A 23,870-nucleotide genomic window follows, 5' to 3' on the forward strand; every position below is an offset into this window, starting at 1 on the left:
GCAAGCTCGCTCCTACAGGATCAGTGGGCGTATTTTTCCACCGCCTGTTCGATAGAACCGAAGATGCTTTGCCCACGGGCGTCGAACATCTCGATACGCACACGGTCACCGAACTTGAGGAACGGGGTTTTCGCCTCGCCGTGCTCGACGATTTCCAGCATGCGCTTTTCGGCCAGACAGCTGGAACCGGCACTGCGGTCGTAGTTCGACACCGTACCGGAGCCGATGATGGTGCCGGTTCCCAGCGGCCGGGTCTTGGCGGCGTGAGCGACCAGAGTCGGGAAGTTGAAGGTCATGTCGACGCCGGCATCCGGCTGGCCAAACAGCTGACCATTGATATGCGAGACCAGCGGCCGATGCACCTTGCCCTCGCGCCAGGTATCGCCCAGTTCGTCCGGCGTCACCGCCACCGGCGAGAAACTGGAGGACGGCTTGCTCTGGTAGAAACCGAAGCCCTTGGCCAGCTCGCCGGGAATCAGATTCCGCAGCGACACGTCGTTGACCAGCATCAGCAACTGAATGTGCGAGGCCGCTTCGGCCGCCGAGGCGCCCATCGGCACGTCGTCGGTGATCACCGCCAGTTCGGCTTCCAGGTCGATGCCCCAGGCCTCGTCGGCCATGCGGATCGGGCTGTGCGGCGGGATAAAGGTATCCGCACCACCCTGATACATCAGCGGGTCGTGCCAGAAGGATTCCGGCATCTCGGCGCCACGGGCCTTGCGCACCAGTTCGACGTGGTTGACGTAGGCACTGCCATCGGCCCAGTGATAGGCGCGCGGCAACGGGCTGGCGCAGGCGCTCTGCTCGAAGGCGAACGCGCCAGCTTCCAGACCATCGTTCAGTCGTTGGTAAATCGCGTCCAACTGTGGGCGCTTAGTTGCCCAATCATCCAGTGCTGCCTGCAATGTCGGGGCAATCGCCGGGACTTTCACCGCACGACTCAGGTCGCGGGAGACTACGACCAGCACGCCGTCACGGCCTTGATTCAGAGATGCGAGTTTCATAAGTCAACCTTTCAAAAATTCTGTCGGAGCGCTGCATGTCTCTCCCCTCGCCCATTTATGGGGCGAAGAGGTACGTTTTTAGAGCCGCCGGCTCGTGTGCCGATGAGCGCCTGAACGCTCCGCGCTCAGGCCGGGGCGCAGAGCGGGGGCCGGGGGAGAGGGTGAAGTCGTCAAACGCTACCCTCTCCCCCACCCTCTCCCTGAAGGGAGAGGGAGTCGCACGGCGCTAGCCTCAACTGTCTTTCCCTGGCGCACGCCAGGAGTTCACGTATTCGGGCACATCGACCTGCGCGGCGGCTGGGTCTATCTCCAGGGCGCGACGACTGTCGATCATCACCGCCACTTCGTCGGCGAAGGTGGCTGGGGCGTCCTGGCTCTTCTTCAGCGCCTTCGGGTGCGGTCCGTGAGGGAAGCCACAGGGGTGCAGCGTGACCATCCCGGCCTCGATGTTGTCGCGACTGAAGAAGTTGCCACGGTGGTAGAACAGCACTTCGTCGTAGTCGTCGTTGTTGTGATAGAACGGCACCTTCAGCGCACCTGGGTCGCTTTCAACCGGGCGAGGACAGAACGTGCAGACCACAAAACCGTTGGCCACGAAGCTGGTGTGCGCTTACATGAATGGCGGCACGTGCGTAGCGATTTGCGGCTCATTCATGGGCGGATATCCGCCAGTGAGAACGCACCACGGCTGTTTGTCGCCATGCCAGCGACCACGTCCAGCGGGTTATACGGTATAGGTCACCGGTGTCTGATCTGGTTGCGCCGTGTGATTCGCACCTGCCAGGTGTTCTCGTCCTGTGGGCCTGAACGCGTCGTCGAGATGCGGAAGGGCGTCGAGTACCGCCGGATCGAATGATCGCATGCGGCCCGACGCGACCTTTATCCGGCAGCTGATAAAAGCACCGTCGGTGTTCTCCCCGATCAACAAGAGCATAAGCTCGGCCCTTCCTGGCCTCGATTGCCCAGCAGGTGCCACGCGGCAACCATCAGGTAATCGCCGTCGCGCGCAACTCCAGGTGGGCCCGAAGTCGCAGTTAGAACAGTGCCCCCGCCGCCTTCGTGAATGAAACAACAGTCATCGCCGTCGCCATATTGCGCACCAGGTGGCGCATGGCGCCGTTGGTCTTCCACACCCGCAGCTTCATGTCGCCGTTGTGCAGGGTGATTGGGGCTTCCAGCGGGCAATCGCGCTCACTGGAGAGCTGGTTGAAGTTGAAGGCATGGGGCCGCAACGGCCCCTCCCAATCGATCCAACCGGTGGGCGGATGCTTGTGGTGCAGGTGCGAAGCCGGGCCGAAGAAACCCTCACGGCCCATTTCCCGCTCGTAAGTGCCCGTCGGAAAATCGCAATGCGCCTGCCGCGAGCACTCGCCTTCACGCAGGGGGAAGCTGATCCATTTACGGCTCATAGCCGGTGTCTCCTCGATTCGACGTTTTTTCGTAGGGTGGGTTAGGCGCAAGCACGCTGGTCGGGATCGAGCGTGATAGCCGAAGCGCCGTAACCCACCGTTGCTGCGCCTGCTGACACGGATCGGTGGGTTACGCGGCGCCCATGCCTTGCGATGTTCGAATCTCCAGCGATACGCGCCGCTAACCCACCCTACGGTTTTCCGTTCACTCGGCCTTGAGAACGCCGCGCTTGACCTGATCCTCCTCGATGGACTCGAACAAGGCTTTGAAATTGCCCTCGCCGAAGCCCTGGTTGCCTTTGCGCTGAATGATCTCGAAGAAGATCGGGCCGATCACGGTATTGGTGAAAATCTGCAGCAGGATGCCATCGTCTCCCGGCGCACCGTCGATCAGGATGTTCAGTTCGCGTAGCAGTGCAGTCGGCTCGGTATGGCCGGCAACGCGCTGATCGACCTTGTCATAATAGGTGTCCGGCGTTTTCATGAAGTCCACGCCGTTGGCGCGCAGCTTGCGCACGGTCTCGTAGATGTCCTCGCTGGCCAGGGCGATGTGCTGAATGCCCTCGCCGTGGTACTCGCGGATGAACTCTTCGATCTGCGACTTATCGTCCGCCGATTCGTTGATCGGGATACGGATCTTGCCGCACGGAGCGGTCATGGCGCGCGACAGCAGGCCGGTGAGCTTGCCTTCGATATCGAAGTAACGGATCTCGCGGAAGTTGGCGATGCGCTCGTAGAAGCCGGACCAGACGTCCATTTGCCCACGTTTGACGTTGTGGGTCAGGTGATCCAGCTCCATCAAGCCAACTGCGTTGTCCTGCGGCGTACGGCCTTCGATGTACTCGAAGTCGACGTCGTAAATGGTCTTGTCGCCATAGCGGTCGACGAGGTACAGCAAGGAGCCGCCGATACCTTCGACGCAGGGGATGTTCAACTCGCCGAAGTTGGCGTGGCTGCCGACCAGTGTGGCGCCCTGGGCTTCGACATAGGCGGCCGCCTGGGCGGCATTCTTCACGCGGAAGGCCATGGCGCAGGCGCTCGGGCCGTGCTTGAGGCCGAACTCGCGGACGTGGCCGGTCGGGCTGCCGTTGAGGACGAAATTGATGTCGTTCTGCTGGAACAGAAAGACTTCCTTGGAGCGGTGCTTCGCGGTTTCGGTGAAGCCCATGGCGGTGAACAGCTCACGCAGCTGCTGAATGCCCTCGGGCGTCGGCGCGGTGTATTCGACGAATTCGAAACCGTCGGTACCAATCGGGTTGTGCTGTTCGATTTTAGTCACGGCGTTCATTCAGCCTCCTCGTTGTTGTTGTCGGCTCAGCACCTGCTCAATACCAGCCGGGCGCTGCGGATAACCTCATAACAACCGAGGGACGGGAGCCGTACAAGCGCATGGCAGAGCTGCCAGCAGGTACTTGGCCCGCACTAGCGGCACGTTTTCCTTACAACCCTGAAAAGCCGAGAAAGCCTCACCGCAGGGGCTTTGCTTGCGTAACGATTTATTGACAGCGCGGTGCGCCAGGCTGACGCCTGACAACGAGTCGCGTGCAAGCCTGTTGGACGATGGGCTACCTTTCTGTGCCAGGCCCAGGCTAAACGCCATCACCACCGAAGTCCGCGAATCAGGACGGAGGTTTGCCATGCCTCGAGTAGATAAGAACAAGATGAGCACGTTAGATTGGCGTGGCCGGCGGGCTCAATCGAGTGAGCAAACGGGTGGCCCATCGCTATGACTTTAAGATCGGCTCCCGCCCATTTGACAAGGGCCATGGGTCAGAATCACCTCCGCAACTGAGCAGGACACGCGCCCGCTATTTGCTGTCAGGAGGAGGTTGGCGTGACAAGAGCGCGTTGAGCAGGTTGTCCTGAAAGTTGATGTTGCTCGTCAGGAACGCGTGGTCCTCGCACAAGAAGAACGCATAAGCCACTGGCAGAAAGCTGTCCTCGCTCTGTGGCGCGCCGGGGTCCAGCGTCTCGCGCGCCAGCAGAGAAGGCTTGGTGACGCGGCCATCGCCGGGTTCGATCATCAGCTCGTCGTAGGGCACACCGGGCCGGGGTGCGGCAATGTCTGATGGCGTGAGCCGCACCGTGTCGCGTCCATTGAACTGCTCCACCAGCAGCCGTGCAGGCGTCATATGGCAGCCACCGCCAAAGAGTACATAGCGGATCGGCGACACCGGCTCGGCCACAGACAGCATCCAGGCCAAGCGCCGTGCACGCTCCAGGTTATATGCGAAATAGCGCTGAAGCGTCGGCGCGTCGGCAGCGGCGGCCAGGGTGGGCTCGTAGACCGACCAGGCCATGCGCTGCCAGGTTTTGGGGTCAAACAAGTCGTCGTGGCGGGGCTTGCCCTCAATATCCACCAGCCAGTTGTTGAGCGGATGGGGAAATAGCTGGTAGCCGCTGGGAAAGGTGGCCAGAGTGCGCGGCGAAATCCGGCCCCAACCGACCTTTTCACCACTGATGAACGCATGCAATGAGCCGACCGAACCCAGGTTTGGCGTGCCCAGCAACACCAGTTTGCGCACCCGGTCCGCCCCATCCATGGTCACCAGATGGGGCTCGCCGTCCAGCACATCGCGGGTGCCAAAGCGCAGGTAGTAGCGTGCGATCAAGCCACCCATGCTGTGCGCCACCACATCGACGCGTAAGGTCGGGTCGGCGTAATCACGGCGCACGGCCGCAATCAGTCGATCCAGTTCCCGCACGCTGCGCAAGGTGTCTTGCCGCCAGTCGTAGGAAAGGACGTAGTAACGTCGCTCGCCCTTGCGCGCCGGTGTCCCGGGCTGGGCGCGCACATAGCCACCAAATTGCGTCAAGGTTCGTAAAATTGGGCGGTAAAAGTCGCGACGCAGCGCCTGCTCGGCAATCCCCGAAGCTTCCAGTCTCGAAGGCCGTGGCATATTCGTTTGCGGATCGATTTCAAGGGCCAGCTCCGGGTAAGACGAGAACAGAATGCGCCACCACGGCCCCGGCCAAATTTCTTCGCCGCTGACCCGGTCGCGCAAGCGGGTGCCAAAGGCCCCTGGGATCAAGATGACCGGCGCGGTTTCGGCGCCGGTGGTGCTGAGCTGGTAGAGCCGCTTCAGGTCGGGACGCGGTGACTCGTTGCAGCCCAGCAGGCCCACCGCAAGCACCACTATGACAATCAGCCGTGCTACAGGCTGCGCCAGACTCCACCGGACAGAACTGTCAGAGCGCATGGGCTGAGCCCCGCGGCTGCGACGCTTTCACCGAAGCTCCTGGCAAATGACCAGTTTCAGGCCGGAGTACAGGTCGTTGACCGCGCAGACCTTGATATCGACGAAGCCCAACGCAAGCCTGATGAAGCTTGCCGACGGCGAGGTCGGCCTTGCTGATGACCTGATCCAGGGTCACCACGACCCAGGCGCTGCCGTTGTGGTAGTGCAGGCTGCCGATGGCTGGCAGGCTGGTGATCTTCACGGCCGCTAAATGGGTGTTTTCAAAATCGCTGTGGCTGTCGAAGCGGTAGCTGTCATCGCCGCCCAGGCCATTGAGAATGTCGCTGCTGGCTGAACCCGTCAGGATATTGGTGCCTTCAATACCACTTACGGCGGCCATGAGCACGCTCCTTCAGCGTTGGCGGCAACTTGACGGTATGAGTCTAGTGCGCGGCGACTACCCAGCCATCTTTCATTTGAATGAACTTAAAAGCCTTTCGTCCGAAGCCCCCCCTGCGAAGGAGGCCCAGGGCTTGCGGGCAGGCTGCGCGGCATGCGTCTGCGCTTTTTATCCCCCTCGCCCCTCAGGGGAGAGGGTTAGGGAGAGGGGAGCCAGATGCACAGACCTTAAGTGAATGGCATTAAGGCTGGACTGCGCTAGCTCTGTTGCAAATGCCCGTACAACTTCGCGTACAAGCCGCCGTCGGCGATCAAATGCTGATGGTCGCCATCCTCGGCGATGTGCCCGCCATCGAAGACCAGCACCCGATCCGCCTGTTTCACCGCTGACAGGCGGTGGGCGATGATCAAGGTGGTGCGACCCTTGAGGAACTGCCCCAGGGCCTGGTGCAGGGCGTATTCGGTGGCGGCATCGAGGGCGGAAGTCGCTTCGTCGAGAATCACCACTTTCGGCTCGGCCAGTACCATCAAGCGCTGCCATTTCGCCAATTTCGCTGCAAAAATGCAGCGCCCATATCCCTGACGGCCGTTGAAACGCCCTTGCCACCGCGAAAAATGCGCTGGCATGCAATGTGCGTTAGCGAGCTGTATGCACCACACTTCGTTGGCTACTGTGCCAGAACGAATCACACAACGGCGCTCGCCAAGCTTTTGGAAATGACATGGACACACTTCAACTGCTGACCGACAAAGGGCTTCTGCTGTCGGACACCATCACCTCGCACGGTCGCCTGCATGACGTCTCCGTACATCAGAGCGATCAACTGGGCTATGCCCCGGGCGCCTTGCTCGATCAGGGCATCGAGCAGATCTACACCGCCGAATCCGTGCATGCCCTGAACCAACTGTTCAGCAACCCGCCCGCCGATGAGCGCGTCCATGATCTGGAACTGACCATGATCCGCCAGAACGGTGGCCTGCTGCCGGTGCTTGCCAGCGGCGTGCTGGAATGGCGCAACGTGCAGCCCGCCCGCCTGCACCTGATCAAGATGCCGCTGGGCCAGCTGAGCCGGCGCATGGCCGAGTTGCAGAGCGCCAACGACGTCATGAGCCAGATGCTCTTCAGCGCCAAGGTGGCGTACTGGTGCATCGAGTTCGCCGAGGCGGTGGACATAAACCAGACGCCCGACGAGATCGTCCGCCAGGTATTCGAGAACCGCTCCTACTGGCGCCTATGCAATCGCGCCATGGCGGACGTCTACGAGTTGCCGGCGGATGTCGATTTCAGCCAGCAGCCCGTACGCCTCTACTGGCCACGCAGCCCAGCCAACGAAGAATTCGTGCGACGCCTGATCGAAGCCAGTTTCTGTGTCGACGGCGCGCTCTCAGTCGATCGTCGCCACGATGGCTCGCCGGCCTATGTGGAAAACGATGTGCGCGCTACCATCAGCAACGGCCAACTGCTGCGCATGTGGGGCAGCATCCGCGATGTCAGCCAGGAACTGCGCATGCAGCACGATGCCGAACAGCGCATTGAGGCCCTACGCAGGGTGTTCGACGCGGTGCCCGACGCAGTACTGGTGATCGATGAACAGCAGCAACCGCAATGGCGCAATGCCGCGTTCGAAAACACCTTTGGCATCACCCAAGGCACCAGCATCGCCAATGCCCTGCTCGACACCACGCTACCCGAGCGCACTTGGCACAGCCTGTCGCTGCATGACCTGAACGGCCAGCCGGTGCTGTTCAATATCCATTGCTCGCGCATCCTGATCAGCGAGGGCGTTGCCTGGCGGGTGGTTGTACTGCGCGCAGAGCAGCGCAGCACCAGTCAGCCCAGCGAGCTGCATCCATGAAAAAAAAGGAGCTGCTCCCTTCCCTGAAGATGGGCATGCGCTCGTCGGTCAACGTCAGCAGCGAGATCCTCGCCGCGCTGCTGGAAACCCCAGCTCTGCACGCGCTGCTGGACAGCTTCAGCGACGCCATCATCCTCTGTGACGGCGAGTCGCGAGTGCGCTTTCTCAACCTCGCCGCCGAGCGCATTAACCGCATCTCCCGGCAGGAAGCCATCGGCCTGGCGGACAGCGAACTGTTCCAGCGCTCGGCGCTGAGCTTCGATGACTTCCAACAAGCCATCGGCCGCGGCGGCTACAGCGCACTGACCCGCGCCCGCGATGGGCGGATGTTCCTCACCAGCACTCAGGCGGTGCCGACCGGTGCATACGAGAAACCCTACACGCTGCTGCTGCAACGCGACTATGACGGCCGCGAAGCGCCTCGGCGCAGCACAGCCGCGCCCGCGCCAAGCGACGCCAATGGGCTAGGCGACCCGCAGGACAATGCCCTGCACATGTCGCCGCAACTCTCCAGCATCGCCGATACTGGCGTGCGTGCCTTCCGGCGCCGCGCGCGTCTACTGCTGCTCGGTGAGCCGGGCGTGGGCAAGACCGCCATCGCCCGCCATATCCACCGCGCCGCCGGCTGGGGCGACCGGCCATTCATCCACGTCAACTGCGGCAGGATTCCCGAAAGCCTGTTCGAGTCGGAGATGTTCGGCTACGAGCGCGGCGCCTTTACCGGCGCCCTGCAAAGCGGCAAACGCGGTTATATCGAGGCGGCCTCGGGGGGCACCCTGTTCCTCGACGAGATCGGCGAGATCCCCTTGCACGTGCAGGCCAAGTTGCTGAAGTTTCTCGAGGACGGCAGCATCCAGTCGGTCGGCTCGCCGCTGAGCAAGAACGTGCAGGTGCAGGTCATTGCCGCCACCAACAAAGACCTGCGCCATCTGGTCAGCACCGGCGAGTTTCGTGCTGACCTGTATTACCGGCTGGCGGTACTGCCGGTGGAAATTCCGCCGCTGCGCGAGCACCGCGACGATCTGCCCTTTCTCATCGACATCCTGCTCACCCGCATCAACCGCGACCGGGTACCACCACTGCGCCTTGCCATCGGTTGCCGGCAGCATTTGCTGAGTTACGACTACCCCGGCAATATCCGCGAACTGGTGAATATCTTCGAGCGCCTGGCGGTGCTCGCCGACGATGAAGCCCAGGAGCAACACCTGCCCGCCGAACTACTGGAAAGCCGACCACGACAGCAAGCTGCGGCTATAGCGCCAAGCGATCAGGATGACAGCACTACCGAAGCGCTTACCGGCCCCGTCGGTGAGCCACTCAAGACCCAGGTACAACGCCACGAGCGACAATTGATCCTGCGCGCAATACACCTGTGCGGCAGCAAGCGCAAAGCGGCGCAGCACCTGGGTATCGACATCGGTACGCTGATCCGCAAATTGCAGCGCGACTGAGCCTGGCGACTGCTACTCAAAGCCATCAAGAGAGTACAGAGGTAGATTGCTGCTGAGCCGAAGGCGATGCCCAACAACCGGCCTGCAAGGCCGGGCTTCTACGTGCGAGACCGAGTATAGGGAGTCGCGGGGCGACTCCTTGTTGGGCATCACTGCGTTCAGCACCAACCTTGTATGTTGTTTTCCGTCAACCGGGTTAGCCTTTCAGGCCCTGCGCTTGACGCAGAGAAGCAGTTACTGGGGAGGCCGTTCCAACCTGGAGGTGAGTTCACACTCAACCTCGTCCGTAGATTGGCCCCCCGCCTCATTGCCCACCGCGTGGAGTATCCGGAAGCCAGCTCATTGAGGTGGACTTCGCATCACAAGGTTGCAGCGGCAAGAAGTGCGAGGTCGGGGAACCGGTAGCTATTGTTGCTCAAATGCCGGGCGAGATGAAATCAATGAGCGTATTTGTCGGTGTGGATGTGGGTGCCAAGACAGTTGTCTTGGCATGGCGAAAGGGTGGTCGCACGCGGGGCAAGCTGGACATCCAGCAAACGCCCGAGGGGCACGCCCAGGCGGTGGAGCGGATTAAAGCGCTAGAAGCCGTCCAAGTCGTGATGGAGGCCACCGGCGTTTACTACTTGGACTTGGCCGTTGCCTTGAGCAAGGCCGGGATCGTCGTATCTGTCATCAACCCCAAAAGCTTCCACCACTTTGCCCAACTCAAGTTGGCGCAAAGCAAGACCGACCCGCTAGACGCGGCCCTCCTGGCCGAGTACGCCGAGCGGATGACGCCAGCCCCTTGGACTGCGCCGGATACCCTCCGTATGGCGCTGCGTGACATCGGCCGACAAATCAATCGGCTGACCGCGACCCGTACACAAGCCAAGAACCGCCTGCACGCCTTGCGCTCCAAACGTGACACGCTGGCGCTGCTGATTGAAGACGAAGTTGAAGCGGTCGAGAGGCTGGATCAGCGCATCGAGCGACTCAGCAACGCTGCACAGCGCCTGATTGCCGAGGACGCCGTGTTGAACAGTCAGTTTCAGCATCTGCTGGCAGCCAAAGGTGTTGGCGTTGCCAGTGCTATTGCGTTACTGGCTGAACTCAGTGTCCTGCCCCAGCATCTGAAGGCGCCGCAAGTCAGTCGCTATGCCGGGCTAGATATCCGCCTGTGCCAATCGGGCAGTAGCGTCAATAAGGCTTCACGGCTGAGCAAGGCGGGTAATGCCTATCTACGAAGCGCCCTCTACATGCCGGCACTGAGCGCGGTACGACATGACCCAAACGCCAAGGCCTTCTACCTGTCCCTACAACGCCGTGGCAAAAAGAAAATACAGGCCGTATGCGCCGTCATGCGCAAGTACCTGACCGGGCTTTGGGCTTGCATCCAACTGGGCGAACCCTTCGACTCCAGCAAGCTATTCAGCAAAATCCATCTGGCTGAAGCTTGACGTCCAACAGAGTATCTACGAGGCTGCGTGGGCTCACGAGTTAGAAACGCCCCCACACCCCACCGCCCGACAGGGCCATCCAGCACGGCAAACCGCTGCAAGAATGCCTACAGGCATAGTTAGTTCTGCCTACCTCGTCACCCACGAAAATAAATAAATCTTTTAAAAACATATAGTTAACATTTTGGCACAACCTGTGCTCAAGCAACCTCCGACTCGTCCACCTGAACGGGTCATCGCATTCGTGCCGGTGTCGCAAGCGTGCCGGCAGCTTAGGAGGTCCAATAACAATGCTAATCACAGGTATCAAGAGCCGACCGATCTACGACCAGTTGCGCCCTCTGTTAGGCGGCACCCGGCATATCGTCGCAGGCCAGGGTAGTGGCGGGCGCGCCATGCTGCGCCTGCTCGATGAAATGGCGGGGCTGAACCTGCGCACTACCCTGCTCTACTCGCTGGAGTCCTTCTCCGGGCAGAACCATCTCGACGAGCTGCAGCTGATCCCGGTGGCCGATCTGCGCGTCTACGCCAGCAACCGGGAGCTGATCAAAGATCTGACTGAGCTCTTGGGCCAGGCGCGGATGGGTACCCGCCTGTATCTCTCCGGCTCGGAAAGCTTTATCGGCACCACCATGCAGGTGGTCACTGCGTTCGACCTGAACCGCGATGAAGTGCTGCGCGAAAACTCCGGAACCCTGGTGCGTCGGGTTTGGTGCGTGCATTGCGACACCTATATCGAGAACGTCACCCAACGGGTGTTCCAGTGCCCGGGCTGCGCCCTGACCCTGGTGGTGCGTGACCATTATTCCCGTCGTCTGGCTGCCTTCCAGGCGGTCAAGGCCGATGCCGAAGTCCCCGGTGAATTGCCGGAAGCCGAGGAGCTCGACACATGAGCCAGAGCAGCGGAACCCTCAGCGTGCGCGTTGCGCACATCGAAGCCGTCACCCCCGAGATCAAGCGCTTCACCTTGGTCCCGCCGAACGGCGGCCACCTGCCGGCCTTCTCCGGCGGCAGCCACGTGGTGGTACTGATCCCCAATGGCCAGAGCACCTACCGCAACCCCTATTCGCTGATGAGTTCGCCCTACGACTCCAGCGCCTATCAGATCGCCGTGCGCCGCGTCGAAGGCGGCCGTGGCGGCTCGAAGCTGATGCACGAGCGCCTGCGTGAAGGTGACCTGATCGAGATCACCGCACCGGTCAACCTCTTCCCGCTGGTCAAGCAGGCGCGCCAGCACCTGTTCATCGCGGGTGGCGTGGGCATTACCCCGGTGGTTTCGCAACTGGAAGAGCTGCGCCTGAGTCAGGTGCCCTTCGAGCTGCATTATGCGGTACGCGGCGCCGACCACTCTCGCATCGGTCAAGAGTTGCAGCGCGTGTATGGCGACCGCGTGCACCTCCACCGCAAGAATCAGGACCCGCGCATGGACATCGGTGCAATACTCGCGGACCGCCCGTTGGGCAGCCATGTGTACGTCTGCGGGCCCGACGCGATGATTGACGACACGCTGGCCCGCGCCCGCGAACTGGGCTGGACCGACAGCCACGTGCACTACGAGCGCTTCCTCGAACAAAGCAGCGGCGGCGAAGCCTTCAGCGTCACCCTCGGGCGCAGCGGCATCACCCTCGAGGTCTCGCCCGACCAGAGCATGCTCGAAGCGGTGGAAGCCGCCGGCGTAGCCATGCCCTACCTGTGCCGGGGCGGCGCCTGTGGTCATTGCGAGACCACGGTGCTCGAGCTGGATGGCGAAATCCTACACACCGACGACTGGCTGTCCGACGATGCCAAGCTCGCCAACAAAACCATCATGCCCTGCGTATCCCGGGCCAAATGCACGCGCCTGGTCATCGACATCTGAGCGCCGGAGGAACACAACAATGACAATCCAATTCAAGCCCGACGAAACCTTCCGCGACGACTACACCTTCAGCAACAGCCCGGAGTGCATCGCCCGCGCACCGTTCCCCTTCCCGGACGACAACTACATGTACTCGATGAACCTCGAGCCGCATGTCTCGGTGGGTGACGGCGCTTTCCGCGCGGCGTTCGACATCGACGAGCACTACATCAGCGAATGCCGCGACCGCGCCATCACGCTGGAGAAAGATCCAGGCATGCACTACGTCTCCGCACCACACATGCTGGAAGCGCAGTGGGACCTGCTTGAACTGATCATGGAGTCCTACGCCCGCGACTACCCGGAATACTTCAGCCTGGAAAAGGACGGCCAGCGCTGGCACTGGGTCAACCGCCTGCTGCAGATCGACGACACCTTCACCTTCGGCGACCCCTCGACCCTGCCCTATGAGCCGATGGAATACGTCACCCGCCAGGCCCAGGGCGACTGGGTGCTGCAGGAAGAGCGCGACGGCACCCTGTACTGGGGCGCCGGCATCGCCACCCAACGCGCCGACTATTCGCTGCGTTTCAACCTGGGCATGAGCTGGGAAGAGTTCCACGGCCCGGTGCCGTTGGTGAAAGAGATCGGCATGCTCGACCGTGCCCTGAAGTTCCTCCTGCGCCTGCGCAACGGCCACCCGGTGCGCCGCCTGAACTGGTCGCTGACGGTCAACCCGCGTCTTGAAGTGTCCGCCGAAAGCCTGCCGGAATGGGCACCGGATCGCACCATCGTCACCGCGGAAAACGCAGGCCGGCTGGTCTACCTGCGTATCGAGCTGCAACCCCTGCACCGCCTGCCGCGCAGCAACGCCATCGTATTCCCGATCCGCACCTACTTCCTCAGCCTGGAAGATATCGCCACCAACCCGGCCTGGGCCCGGCGCATGCACCGCGTGCTCAGGGATCTCGACCAGCAGTTGGTGGACTACAAGGGCTTCAGCCGTTACCGCGATGCCGCGGTGGCCTGGCTCTCGCAATACGACAAGGACGATGCCAGCGAAAGCACCAACTAACCCAGCAACAGATGCACAACACCGATAACAACAGCCCGTACAGGGCACAGGCGGGTTCACCCGCCGGCAGCCTCATCGACTGCCATTCACTATGAGGAAAATAAAATGAGTGGGTCACCCGCCGCGCGTGCAAGCAACGCAACCGATCATGACGCCGAGCAGCTACGTGCGCTCGGCTACAGCTCCAACTTCGACCGCAGCATGAGCCTATGGGAGAACTTCTCCCTCGGCTTCACCTACCTCTCGCCAGTCGTTGGCGTCTACACCCTGTTCGGCCTGTGCCTGGCAGCCGGTGGCCCACCGATGTTCTGGTCGTACTTGCTGATTGGCCTGGGCCAACTGCTGGTGTGCCTGGTCTTTGGTGAAGTGGTTTCGCAGTTCCCGATTTCCGGTGGCGTCTACCCCTGGGCACGCCGCCTGGTGGGCAAGCGTTGGGCGTGGATGGTCGGCTGGGTCTATGCCTGGGCACTCTGCGCCACCATCGCCGGCGTGGCCATCGGTGCCGGCCCTTACTTGGCGGCAATGCTCGGCTTCGCCCCCAGCTCCAACGCCAACATCTATATCGCCCTGGTGCTCATTCTGCTGTCCACCGGGCTCAACCTGGTGGGTACCAAACTTTTGGCGCGAGTGGCCATGTTCGGCTTCCTGTGCGAGCTGGTCGGCGCCATCCTGGTGGGCGGCTACCTGCTGATTTTCGAGCGTCACCAGCAGTTCAGCGTGCTGTTCGACACCTTCGACATCAACATCAACGGCTCCTACCTGCCGGCATTCCTCGCGGCCTCCCTGGCTGGCCTGTTCCAGTACTACGGTTTCGAAGCCTGCGGCGACGTGGCCGAGGAAACCCCCAACCCGGGCAAGCGCATCCCCAAAGCCATGCGCATGACCATCTACATTGGCGGTGCCGCGGCGATGTTCGCCTGCCTGGCGCTGATCCTCGCGGTACCGGACATGGCCAAGGTGATCGCCGGCGAAGACACCGACCCGGTTTCCACCATCCTCGCCAACGCCTTCGGCCCGGTTGGCTCGCGACTGGTGATGGCGGTGGTGATGGTCTCCTTCATCTCCTGCGTACTCAGCCTGCAAGCCGCCGCCAGCCGTCTGCTGTTCGCTTACGCACGTGACGAGATGATCGTCGGCAGCTCGCTGCTTAAGCGCCTGTCGGCCAACCAGGTACCGTCCATTGCCTTGATTGTCAGCGGCGTAGTCCCAGCGCTGATCGTCTGCCTTGGCCTGTTCATGGCGGATGCGGTGGCGACCATCGTCGGCTTCGCGGCCATCGGTATCTATGTAGCCTTTCAACTGATCGTGATCGGTGCCCTGATCGCTCGTGCCAAAGGCTGGCGGCCGAGCGGCCAGTACACCCTCGGCGCCTGGGGCCTGCTGGTCAACATCGCGGCCCTCGCCTACGGCCTGGGCGCCATCGTCAACATGGTCTGGCCGCGCATGCCCGATGCCGCCTGGTACATCAACTACTCGATGATCCTGACCACCGTGGTGGTGATGGGCGCCGGCCTGCTCTACATGCTGCTGGCCAAGCCCTATGACAAAGGCACCGCACCGGCTGGTGACGCCTGGGAACTCTCTCGTTCCGGCAGTCACGCAACGGGCCGGGCCACTAGCCAGGGCTTCCAGCAGGCTCAGTAAAGCCTGACTCAAGCGTCCCGCGGCGGCTAACCGAGTTGCAGTTAGCCGCCGGCACATAACTCGAAATTGACGTAGGGCGGATAGCGCCAAGCGCTATCCGCCAGACATCACAGAACTCGTAGCAGCCCGATAACGAGGTTTTACCCATGCAAACCAAACTGCTGATCAACGGCCAACTGGTCGCCGGTGAAGGCATCGGCCAAGCCGTACTGAACCCTTCGTTGGGCACCGCCCTGGTCGAGATCAACGAGGCCAGCAGCGCCCAGGTCGACGCCGCCGTACGCGCTGCCGATGCGGCCTTCGACAGCTGGTCGCAAACCGCGCCGAAAGACCGCTCGCTGTTGCTGCTGCGCCTGGCCGACAAGATCGATGCGCACGCTGAAGAATTGGCCAAGCTGGAATCGGACAACTGCGGCAAGCCCTACAGCGCCGCACTGAATGACGAGTTGCCGGCGATTGCCGATGTGTTCCGGTTCTTCGCCGGCGCCAGCCGTTGCCTGAGCGGTTCCGCCGCCGGTGAATACCTGCCGGGCCACACCTCGATGATCCGTCGCGACCCAATCGGCGTGGTCGCCTCCATCGCCCCGTGGAACTACCCACTGATGATGGTCGCCTGGAAGCTCGCCCCAGCCCTGGCCGCCGGCAACACCGTGGTGCTCAAGCCATCCGAACAAACGCCGCTAACGGCCCTGAAGCTGGCCGAGTTCCTCGCTGAGATATTCCCGGCTGGGGTGGTCAACATCGTCTTCGGCCGCGGCCCGAGCGTCGGCAGCCCGCTAGTGACCCACCCGAAGGTGCGCATGGTGTCGCTGACCGGTTCGGTGGCCACCGGTTCGAACATCATCTCCAGCACCTCCGACAGCGTGAAGCGCATGCACATGGAACTGGGTGGCAAAGCGCCGGTAATCATCTTCAACGACGCCGACATCGACGCTGCGGTAGAAGGTATCCGCACCTTCGGTTTCTACAACGCCGGCCAGGACTGCACCGCCGCCTGCCGCATCTATGCGCAGAAAGGTATCTACGAGAAATTCGTCAGCAAGCTGGGTGAAGCGGTCGGCAGCATCAAATACGGCCTGCAAAACGATCCGAGCACCGAACTCGGCCCACTGATCACCGCCGAGCACCGCGAACGCGTTGCCGGCTTCGTCGAGCGCGCCCGTGGCCTACCGCATGTGCAGGTGATCACAGGTGGCCGTAAAGTCGACGGCCCGGGCTTTTTCTACGAGCCGACCGTACTGGCCGGCCTGCGCCAGAACGACGAAATCGTCCGCCGCGAGGTATTCGGCCCGGTAGTCACCGTCACCCCGTTCGATGATGAAGCGCAGGTACTGGCCTGGGCCAACGACTCAGACTACGGCCTGGCCTCCTCCGTGTGGACCAGCGATGTCGGCCGTGCCTCGCGCATCGCCGCCCGCCTGCAATACGGCTGCACCTGGGTCAATACGCACTTCATGCTGGTCAGCGAAATGCCCCACGGCGGCGTAAAACACTCCGGCTATGGCAAGGACATGTCAATGTATGGCCTGGAAGATTACACCGCCATCCGTCATGTGATGTTCAAGCACTAAGCACGCAACAGCGGCGGCCTTATCTCGAGGCCGCCCATTAACCAATATCTGCAATACAGCCGACTGATCTGCTTCTCAAGTAGCAGCGCTCAGCTGCGGCACTCAAGCATCGATTCTTTCGGGTTGCTAGCTACAAGGCCGAAAAGTCAGAGCACAAGCCTCGGCTTCCTCCCCCGCTCACATCCCCTGCGACGTGAACGGTTCTCCATAGTCGACGCAAGCCACCTCGCTGAATTCTGCGTTGAATATCTCGGTCTTTCATCCACATGAATGATGGCAAGCCGTCCGCAAGCCAGCTTTTTGCACTGTGAGCTGCCGCCCGTTGCTTCGTACACACCAGGAAACCGGCAGCGGCAATCCGCGCGTCTCCCGACAGCAGATGGAGGTAGTCGCATGGACGAGATGATCCAGCCTGGAACACACGCATTGGAACAGCTGCAAGCCGAGCAGTTCGAGTCTGCGACTGCAGCACCGCGCTCCGGCAAACCCGAGGCTGCTGCGTCCGCAGTTGCGAGCAACGTCGTGCCCTTCCCCACCCGCCTGCCTGCCAGCCCGCAGCGGCACCAGGGCAATGCCGTTCTCCTGGATTACCTCTACGGCATTGACGATGGCGCCCTGCAGAACACCCCGAGCGGGCACATCCGGCAGCTGTTCGACTATGCCACCAACTCGCCAGCAGCCCGCGCCCTACGCTGCCGCAGGCGGATGGTGGCCAGGGCCATTGACGAAACCTGCCTGCGGCTCGGCCACGGCGCACGTATCCTCTGTATCGCCAGCGGGCATTTCCGCGAAGCGGAACTCTGCCAATCGATCCGTTACGGCAACTTTGGCGAGATCGTGGTCTGCGACTCGGACAGCGAGTGCCTGCGCGTGGTCAACCAGTGCTATGGCGAACTGGGTATCCAGACTCAGTGTGTGCATCTGGAGCAGCTGCTCCATGGGCCATGCCAGTTTGCCGGCTTCGATCTGGTGTACTCCGCCGGTCTCTGCGATCACCTGAAAGACAAGGCCTGCCGGCAACTCGCCGAACAACTGTTCAGGGCCCTCAAGCCCGGCGGCAAGTTGCTCCTCGGCAACTTGCGCATGCGCATCGTCGGCATCGGCTTTCTACAAGGCTTGTTGGACTGGCGACCGCAATACCGGCGGGATGAACAGCTGCTCAATCTGCTGCGCGGCGTCGATTACAAAGACATCGCCGGTGCTCGAGTCTTCCATGATATCGGCCACCGCCTGGCCTTCCTCGAGGCCTGTCGCTACGGCTAACCTCAGTGTTGCAAATGCCCGTACAGCTTGGCGTACAAGCCGCCGTCGGCGATCAACTGTAGATGGTCGCCATCCTCGGCGATGCGCCCGCCATCGAAGACCAGCACCCGATCCGCCTGTTTCACCGCTGACAGGCGGTGGGCGATGATCAAGGTGGTGCGACCCTTGAGGAACTGCCCCAGGGCCTGGTGCAGGGCGTATTCGGTGGCGGCATCGAGGGCGGAAGTCGCTTCGTCGAGAATCACCACTTTCGGCTCGGCCAGCACCATTCGAGCGATTGCCAGGCGTTGCCGCTGGCCGCCGGAAAGGCGTACGCCGGAGCGCCCGACAATGCTCTCCAGACCTTGCGGCAAGACACGAATGGTCTGTGCCAATTGAGCGATTTCCAGCGCGCGCCAGCAGTCTTCGTCACTGCGTGAACGTCCCATGGTCAGGTTCGCGCGTACTGTGTCGTTGAACAGCGCGGGATGCTGCAGCACTACCGCGACCTGCTCACGCACGGTCTCCAGGCCAATCTCTTCCAGGCTGAAACCGCCATAGCGGATACTCCCGGCCTGGGCCGTGTACAGGCCGAGCAACAGTTGCACCAGGGTGCTTTTGCCGCCGCCGCTGGCACCGACTATGGCGACCTTCTCACCCGCGGCGATGGCGAGGTTCAGTTCATCCAGCACCGGTTCATCGTGGTAGGCGAAGGTCAGGCCGCGCACTTCGATACCGAGCGTGTCGCGCCCGCTGAAGGGATCGACGCCACCTTGATACTGCGGCTCATCGGCCCGCGCGAGCAGCTCGTTGATCCGCGTCAGCGCACCACCGGCGGCGTAGAAGGCATATTGCAGATTCAGCAGCTGTTCGACCGGGCCGATCATGAACCACAGGTAGCTGAATACCGCGAGCATCTGGCCGATCGACAAGTCGGAGAACAAGACGGTGAGCATCGCCGCCGCACGGAAAATATCGATACCGAACTGGAACAGCAGACCGCTGGCGCGGCTGGAGGCATCGCTCTTCCACTGCGAGGCCACCGCATAGTTGCGCACCTCTTGGGCGCGCGCACCGAGGCGACCGAGGAAGAAGCCCTGGCGGTTGCCGGCACGAATTTCCTGAATCGCCTCCAAGGTCTCGGTGAGAGCCTGGGTAAAACGCGAGGTGCTGTCGTTCTCGAGCTTCTTCAGGTGCTTGACGCGTTTGCCCAACTGCACCGTGGCGTAGATCACCAAGGGGTTGAACAGCAGGATCAACAACGCCAGTTGCCAGTGCATCCACATCAGGATGCCCGCGGTGCCGGTCAGCGTCAGCACGGCAACCAGGAAGCGGCTGAGGGTTTCACCGACGAACTTGTCCACGGTGTCGAGATCGGTGACCAGGTGCGTGGTCACCGTGCCACCACCGAGACTTTCGTATTCGCCGAGGGAAATCCGCTTGAGCCGCTCGATCAGGCGAATGCGGATGCGGTAGACGATGTCCTTTGACAAGCGGGCAAACAGCCGCGCCTGCAACACGTTGAAAACCAGCGCCAAGCTGCGCAACAGCAAGGTCAGCAGCACCATCAGACCGATGTAGCCGACGGCGTTCTCCCAACTGCTCGGAAGGAAACGATCCATGACCTTGAGCGCTGCATCGCCCTGCTTGAGCAGCACCTCGTCGACCAGCAACGGCAACAACAGTGGAATCGGCACGCTGCAGATGGTCGCCAGCACCGCCACGCCATTGGCAATCAACAAGGCTTTTTTGTGGCGCAAGGCCAGCCGGCGTATTTCCGCCCAGCTCAGCCGATCAAGCATGCGCGCCCCGCTCGAGCCAACGCGCCAGGAGCGGTGCCAATTCGCTGAGCGGCTGATAGCCATTGGTCAGCAGAGCCAGTTGGCCATTCCGCTCGGCGAGCAGGGTGGGGAACCCGGCGATGCCCAGATCCTGCACCCAGGTAAAATCGGCGGCGGTGGCGGCGTGCTGTTCGACACTGTCGAAAGCTGCCGCGAATTCGATGCGCGGCAAACCGGCCGCTTCCGCGAGTTCGACCAGCACGCTGGCCTGCGTCACGTCGCGGCCTTCGGCATAGAAGGCCTGCTGAATGCGTTTGACCAGCGGCCAGGCACTGGCCGGATCGAGGGAGCGTGCGGTGACCAGGGCACGGCAAGCCGGCTCGGTGTCGTAGACGAAGCCCTCCGGCAAAGCACCGTCGAACTTGAACGGCTGCCCGGTGGCCTGCGCGACCGCCTGCCAGTGCTCGAGAATGTAGCGCTGGGTGGTCGGCTCCAACGCCGCGCCACTGCCGGTACGCAAGCCTCCGGCAACCATGTGCAGCGGCACGCCCGCCGCCTGCGCCTGCGTGGCGAGTCCCTCGAGCACCGGCGCGAAGCCCCAGCACCAGGAACACATTGGATCCATCACATAAAGCAGGCGAGCATGCATGGGTCAGGACTCTGCACTAAGTCGAGGGTTATAGCCCAAAGGGTGCGGTTGATTGCGCGCTTTGGCCAGTTCGATCTGCTTCTGCCGCTCACGGGCACTGTTGCGGGTTTTCTCACTCAGCGAGTCCCAGCAGTGCGGACAGCTGATGCCCAGAACGTAATGTGGCGCCTGGCGGTCTGCCACCGAAATCGGGATGCGGCACGCGTGGCACTGGTCGTAATCGCCTTCGCTCAGGTCGTGGCGAACGGTCACGCGGTTATCGAAAACAAAGCAGTCGCCGCGCCACAGGGTATCTTCCTGCGGCACTTCTTCCAGATATTTGAGGATGCCACCCTTGAGGTGATAGACCTCATCAAAACCCTGACCGAGCATATAGCTGGAGGCCTTCTCGCAACGGATGCCGCCGGTGCAGAACATCGCGACCTTTTTGTGCTTGGCCGGATCGAAGTTGGCTTTTATGTATTCGGGAAAGTCACGGAAGCTCTTGGTCTGCGGGTCGATGGCGCGCTCGAAGGTGCCAATCGCCACTTCGTAGTCGTTGCGGGTATCGATCAGCAGCACTTGCGGGTCAGCGATCAGCGCGTTCCAGTCTTGCGGCTCGACGTAGGTACCGACCTGCTGGTTCGGGTCGACGCCCGCTACGCCGAGGGTGACGATTTCTTTCTTCAGCTTGACCTTGGTGCGATAGAACGGCTGCTCGTCGCAGTACGACTCTTTGTGATCGATATCGACGAAACGAGGGTCTTGCTTGAGCCAGGCGAGCAGCCCGTCGATACCCTCACGGGTACCGGAAACGGTGCCATTGATGCCTTCTTCGGCGATCAGCAAAGTGCCTTTGATACCGTTATCCAGCAGGCTTTGCAGCAGGGGCTCGCGCAGTGCAACGTAGTCCTTCAGAGTGACGAACTTGTACAGCGCCGCCACGACGATGTTCTGAGTCATGCGGGTGATTACTCCAGGTGGTCGTCCACGTAAAGGACGGACCGGGTTTTAGAAACGCTAACGCTATAAACGACAGCGCCGGCTGGGCCGGCACTGGGTGGAGTCTACCAGAAAGCCACACCACCCAGCCTGCGGCCAAGCGGCACATAGCCGGGAGGCTGTCGGGCTTAGGCACCCAAGGGCAACTCTAAGTCCGACAAACTCCTAATGGTCGTGCTTACTGCCACCCAGGCAGGTGGGCGAATCGGGCGCATGGCCCAGCTCCGCCCATTCTTGCGGGGTATAGGTATGCAACGCCAGCGCATGCAGCTGCCCCATCAGGTCGCCAAGACTGGCATAGACCTTCTGGTGCCGCTTGACCGCATTCAGCTCGGCGAATAACGGGCTGACTACCACAGCCTTGAAGTGCGTTTCCAGCCCACGACTGTGCATATGGCTTTCATCCAGCACCTCGAGGTACTGCGGTTCCAGCGCGGCCAGAGCCGTCTGGATACGTTCACGCATGCTCATACAGGGCTCCGCTTAGGGCTTCTTGGCTTCAGGTTTGGCTTGCGCCGGTTGCAGTTCGGCGGTCATGTCGGCCAGCAGTTTGTTCACTTCCGGCACGGCAGTTTCCAGCTTGGCCTGTGTCAGCTGGGCCGATTGCGCGGTCAAGGCCGGCATTTTTTCCAGCACTTTCTTGCCCAACGGCGATTGGTAGAAGGCAATCAGATCCTTCAGTTCTTGCTCGCTGAAGTTGCTGGTGTAGAGCTTGACCATGTCCGGCTTGAGCTTATCCCAGCCGACGGCCTTATTCAGCGAGGCATTGGCCTTGGCCTGATAGCTTTCGAGCAGCGCTTTCTTAGCTTCCGGGGCCTGAGCCTGGGCGAAACGCTGGGCAAACATCTGTTGCACCTGGGCATACACCGGCACGGCCAGCTTGTCGGCATGGGCCAGCTTGAGGAACCGCTCGGCATCGGCCGCGTGGCTGGCTGCATCCGCCAATACCTGGCCGCTGGCGCAAGCAAACAGAACTGCAGCGCAAAGGGTACGAATCGGGGTCATCGAAATTCCTTGTCTTCTCGGGAAGGGCTAATGATCAGGGCGAACCCCGGAGTTGGCCATTCTGCGCTCAAGCTCGCCCCCGGCTCAAGCGAGTGAGTTTGCACGCAGGCTCACACAGACCGCGTGGCGCAGCGCAGCCGTTGATCCGTTGCCAAAGTGCCAGTACTTGCCCATCCTTTAGGTGGGTTGGCATGCTGCGCGCGATCAAAACGACAGCTATCCTGTCGGCAGAGTATCTGTCCGCTGAGGACGCCTGCACCCCTCAAGCGACTTCGCGCCTATACCTGCACACATGGACGTGCCCGATGAACAGTTTCACTTCCGCTTTTTCGCCTGAGTCCTGGAAACCGCTGTGCGATGCCCAAGGCCAGCTCGCCCCCAAGGCGATTGGCTGGTCACCGCGACCGCAGGTGCATTGCGCCCTGCCCGGCCATTATGGGCGGCGTAAACGCTGGAATCACTGGTGCATCACCACCCCACAATGGATGCTCTCGCTGACCCTGGCCGACCTCGACTACTTGGGCTATGGCGCCGCTTATTTCCTCGATTTAGAGACCGGCCACGCCGTCGCGCATACCCAGTTACGCGCCTTCGGCCGCGGCTGTCAGTTGCCTGATACGCCACTGGAAAGCCACGAGTTCGACCATCCACGCCTACAACTCAAGGTCGATGAGCATCCAGGGCGCCTGCGCCTGACGGTCGCCGCGCCGGATATCGGTGGCCAACCGTTGCAAGTCGCGCTGGATATTCAACGCCCGGCGCATCTGGATTCGGTCAATCTGGTGGTGCCCTTCGCCAGCCGCGGTTTTCATGCCACCTGCCGTCAATTGGCTCTGCCGACCAGCGGCAGCGTGCAGTTGGGGCGCACACAATACAGCTGCATACCGGGGCAGAGCTTCGCCGCCCTGGACTTCGGCCGTGGTGTCTGGCCTTTGCACAGCCATTGGACGCGCGCCGCCTTCGCCGCTCCTGGGGGTATCGCCGGTAACTTCGGCTCGGGCTGGACCGAGAGCAGTGGCTTGTCCGAGAACGCCCTGTGGTTCGGCGGCGAGCTGCTGCATCTGAACGTCCCGGTGTGCATCGAACAGACCCTGCAGAGTCCATTGGCGCCCTGGCGCCTGAGCAGCTCGGATGATCGCGCCGCCCTGACCTTCACCCCGCGTCAGCATCATCAAGCTTGCCCACAGCTTGGCCCATTCTACGCCGACACCCGTCAGTGGTTTGGCCGTTTCGACGGCGTACTCCGTGACCCGAGCGGCGAACGCGTGCCGGTCAATGGCGCCCTGGGCTGGCTCGGCACTACCCACGCACGCTGGTAAATCGGTCATCGGCACCGCTTTAATCCACTGGA

Annotated in this window: 19 protein-coding genes and 2 pseudogenes; 10 read left to right on the plus strand and 11 right to left on the minus strand. The window is 61.9% G+C overall.

Features of this window, described 5'->3' with window-relative positions; genetic code table 11:
- Positions 1 to 20: 20 nt before the first annotated feature.
- The 6 genes and pseudogenes from D3879_RS17970 to D3879_RS17995 all read right to left on the minus strand — a co-directional run.
- On the minus strand, positions 21 to 1,004 hold the full coding sequence (locus D3879_RS17970; protein ID WP_119955629.1) for a fumarylacetoacetate hydrolase family protein: 984 nt from the start codon (positions 1,002 to 1,004) through the stop codon (positions 21 to 23).
- A 232-nt stretch (positions 1,005 to 1,236) separates the two neighbouring features.
- A pseudogene (locus D3879_RS27650) lies at positions 1,237 to 2,413 on the minus strand (homogentisate 1,2-dioxygenase).
- A 205-nt stretch (positions 2,414 to 2,618) separates the two neighbouring features.
- Entirely contained in the window at positions 2,619 to 3,701 is a 1,083-nt protein-coding gene (gene hppD / locus D3879_RS17980) for a 4-hydroxyphenylpyruvate dioxygenase (RefSeq protein WP_119955630.1), read from the minus strand.
- A gap of 520 nt (positions 3,702 to 4,221) precedes the next feature.
- A complete protein-coding gene (locus D3879_RS17985; protein WP_158592100.1) occupies positions 4,222 to 5,538 on the minus strand; it encodes a lipase family alpha/beta hydrolase in 1,317 nt (438 codons plus the stop codon).
- 64 nt (positions 5,539 to 5,602) lie between these two features.
- Positions 5,603 to 5,992, minus strand: coding sequence for a hypothetical protein (locus D3879_RS17990; RefSeq protein ID WP_119955632.1), 390 nt, complete (start codon positions 5,990 to 5,992; stop codon positions 5,603 to 5,605).
- A gap of 257 nt (positions 5,993 to 6,249) precedes the next feature.
- Positions 6,250 to 6,519: pseudogene (locus D3879_RS17995) on the minus strand (ABC transporter ATP-binding protein); the annotation flags it as partial.
- 194 nt (positions 6,520 to 6,713) lie between these two features.
- On the opposite strand from D3879_RS17995, the gene D3879_RS18000 reads away from it, so the two are divergent.
- The 9 genes from D3879_RS18000 (at position 6,714) to D3879_RS18040 (ending at position 18,124) form a co-directional block, all read left to right on the plus strand.
- Positions 6,714 to 7,847 carry a PAS domain-containing protein gene (locus tag D3879_RS18000; protein WP_119955633.1) on the plus strand — a complete coding sequence of 378 codons (1,134 nt, stop codon included), beginning with the start codon at positions 6,714 to 6,716 and terminating at the stop codon, positions 7,845 to 7,847.
- On the plus strand, positions 7,844 to 9,298 hold the full coding sequence (locus D3879_RS18005; protein ID WP_119955634.1) for a sigma-54 interaction domain-containing protein: 1,455 nt from the start codon (positions 7,844 to 7,846) through the stop codon (positions 9,296 to 9,298). The genes D3879_RS18000 and D3879_RS18005 overlap by 4 nt, the downstream gene beginning before the upstream one ends.
- Positions 9,299 to 9,738: 440 nt before the next feature.
- A complete protein-coding gene (locus D3879_RS18010; protein WP_119952286.1) occupies positions 9,739 to 10,734 on the plus strand; it encodes an IS110 family RNA-guided transposase in 996 nt (331 codons plus the stop codon).
- 290 nt (positions 10,735 to 11,024) lie between these two features.
- Positions 11,025 to 11,627, plus strand: a complete 603-nt coding sequence (locus D3879_RS18015; protein ID WP_119955635.1) for a dimethylamine monooxygenase subunit DmmA family protein — start codon at positions 11,025 to 11,027, stop codon at positions 11,625 to 11,627.
- Positions 11,624 to 12,592 carry a PDR/VanB family oxidoreductase gene (locus D3879_RS18020; RefSeq protein WP_119955636.1) on the plus strand — a complete coding sequence of 323 codons (969 nt, stop codon included), beginning with the start codon at positions 11,624 to 11,626 and terminating at the stop codon, positions 12,590 to 12,592. Before D3879_RS18015 ends, D3879_RS18020 begins: the two co-directional genes overlap by 4 nt.
- A 19-nt stretch (positions 12,593 to 12,611) precedes the next feature.
- Positions 12,612 to 13,646, plus strand: a complete 1,035-nt coding sequence (locus D3879_RS18025) for a heme-dependent oxidative N-demethylase family protein (protein WP_119955637.1) — start codon at positions 12,612 to 12,614, stop codon at positions 13,644 to 13,646.
- A gap of 105 nt (positions 13,647 to 13,751) precedes the next feature.
- Complete coding sequence (locus tag D3879_RS18030; protein WP_119955638.1) at positions 13,752 to 15,290, plus strand: APC family permease; 1,539 nt, start codon at positions 13,752 to 13,754, stop codon at positions 15,288 to 15,290.
- A gap of 146 nt (positions 15,291 to 15,436) precedes the next feature.
- Complete coding sequence (locus D3879_RS18035; protein ID WP_119955639.1) at positions 15,437 to 16,861, plus strand: gamma-aminobutyraldehyde dehydrogenase; 1,425 nt, start codon at positions 15,437 to 15,439, stop codon at positions 16,859 to 16,861.
- 393 nt (positions 16,862 to 17,254) lie between these two features.
- The gene (locus D3879_RS18040) at positions 17,255 to 18,124 is read left to right on the plus strand and encodes a methyltransferase domain-containing protein (protein WP_158592101.1); all 870 of its coding nucleotides are present in this window, start codon (positions 17,255 to 17,257) and stop codon (positions 18,122 to 18,124) included.
- 2 nt (positions 18,125 to 18,126) lie between these two features.
- Here D3879_RS18040 and D3879_RS18045 read toward each other — a convergent pair whose 3' ends face one another.
- The 5 genes from D3879_RS18045 to D3879_RS18065 form a co-directional block, all read right to left on the minus strand.
- A complete protein-coding gene (locus tag D3879_RS18045; protein ID WP_119955641.1) occupies positions 18,127 to 19,905 on the minus strand; it encodes an ABC transporter ATP-binding protein in 1,779 nt (592 codons plus the stop codon).
- Entirely contained in the window at positions 19,898 to 20,500 is a 603-nt protein-coding gene (locus tag D3879_RS18050) for a DsbA family protein (protein ID WP_177412470.1), read from the minus strand. Before D3879_RS18050 ends, D3879_RS18045 begins: the two co-directional genes overlap by 8 nt.
- 36 nt (positions 20,501 to 20,536) lie before the next feature.
- Positions 20,537 to 21,475: an oxygen-dependent tRNA uridine(34) hydroxylase TrhO gene (trhO, locus tag D3879_RS18055; RefSeq protein WP_119955643.1), complete on the minus strand. Its 939-nt coding sequence runs from the start codon at positions 21,473 to 21,475 to the stop codon at positions 20,537 to 20,539.
- A 204-nt stretch (positions 21,476 to 21,679) separates the two neighbouring features.
- Complete coding sequence (locus D3879_RS18060) at positions 21,680 to 21,985, minus strand: BolA family protein (RefSeq protein WP_119955644.1); 306 nt, start codon at positions 21,983 to 21,985, stop codon at positions 21,680 to 21,682.
- A gap of 12 nt (positions 21,986 to 21,997) precedes the next feature.
- Complete coding sequence (locus D3879_RS18065; RefSeq protein WP_119955645.1) at positions 21,998 to 22,519, minus strand: DUF2059 domain-containing protein; 522 nt, start codon at positions 22,517 to 22,519, stop codon at positions 21,998 to 22,000.
- Positions 22,520 to 22,824: 305 nt separating this feature from the next.
- On the opposite strand from D3879_RS18065, the gene D3879_RS18070 reads away from it, so the two are divergent.
- Positions 22,825 to 23,838 (plus strand): DUF2804 domain-containing protein, encoded by a 1,014-nt coding sequence (locus D3879_RS18070; protein ID WP_119955646.1) that lies wholly within the window; start codon positions 22,825 to 22,827, stop codon positions 23,836 to 23,838.
- Positions 23,839 to 23,870 lie beyond the last annotated feature (32 nt).

Origin of the sequence: Pseudomonas cavernicola, from assembly GCF_003596405.1 — a bacterium.
GTDB classification, from domain to species: Bacteria; Pseudomonadota; Gammaproteobacteria; order Pseudomonadales; family Pseudomonadaceae; genus Aquipseudomonas; species Aquipseudomonas cavernicola.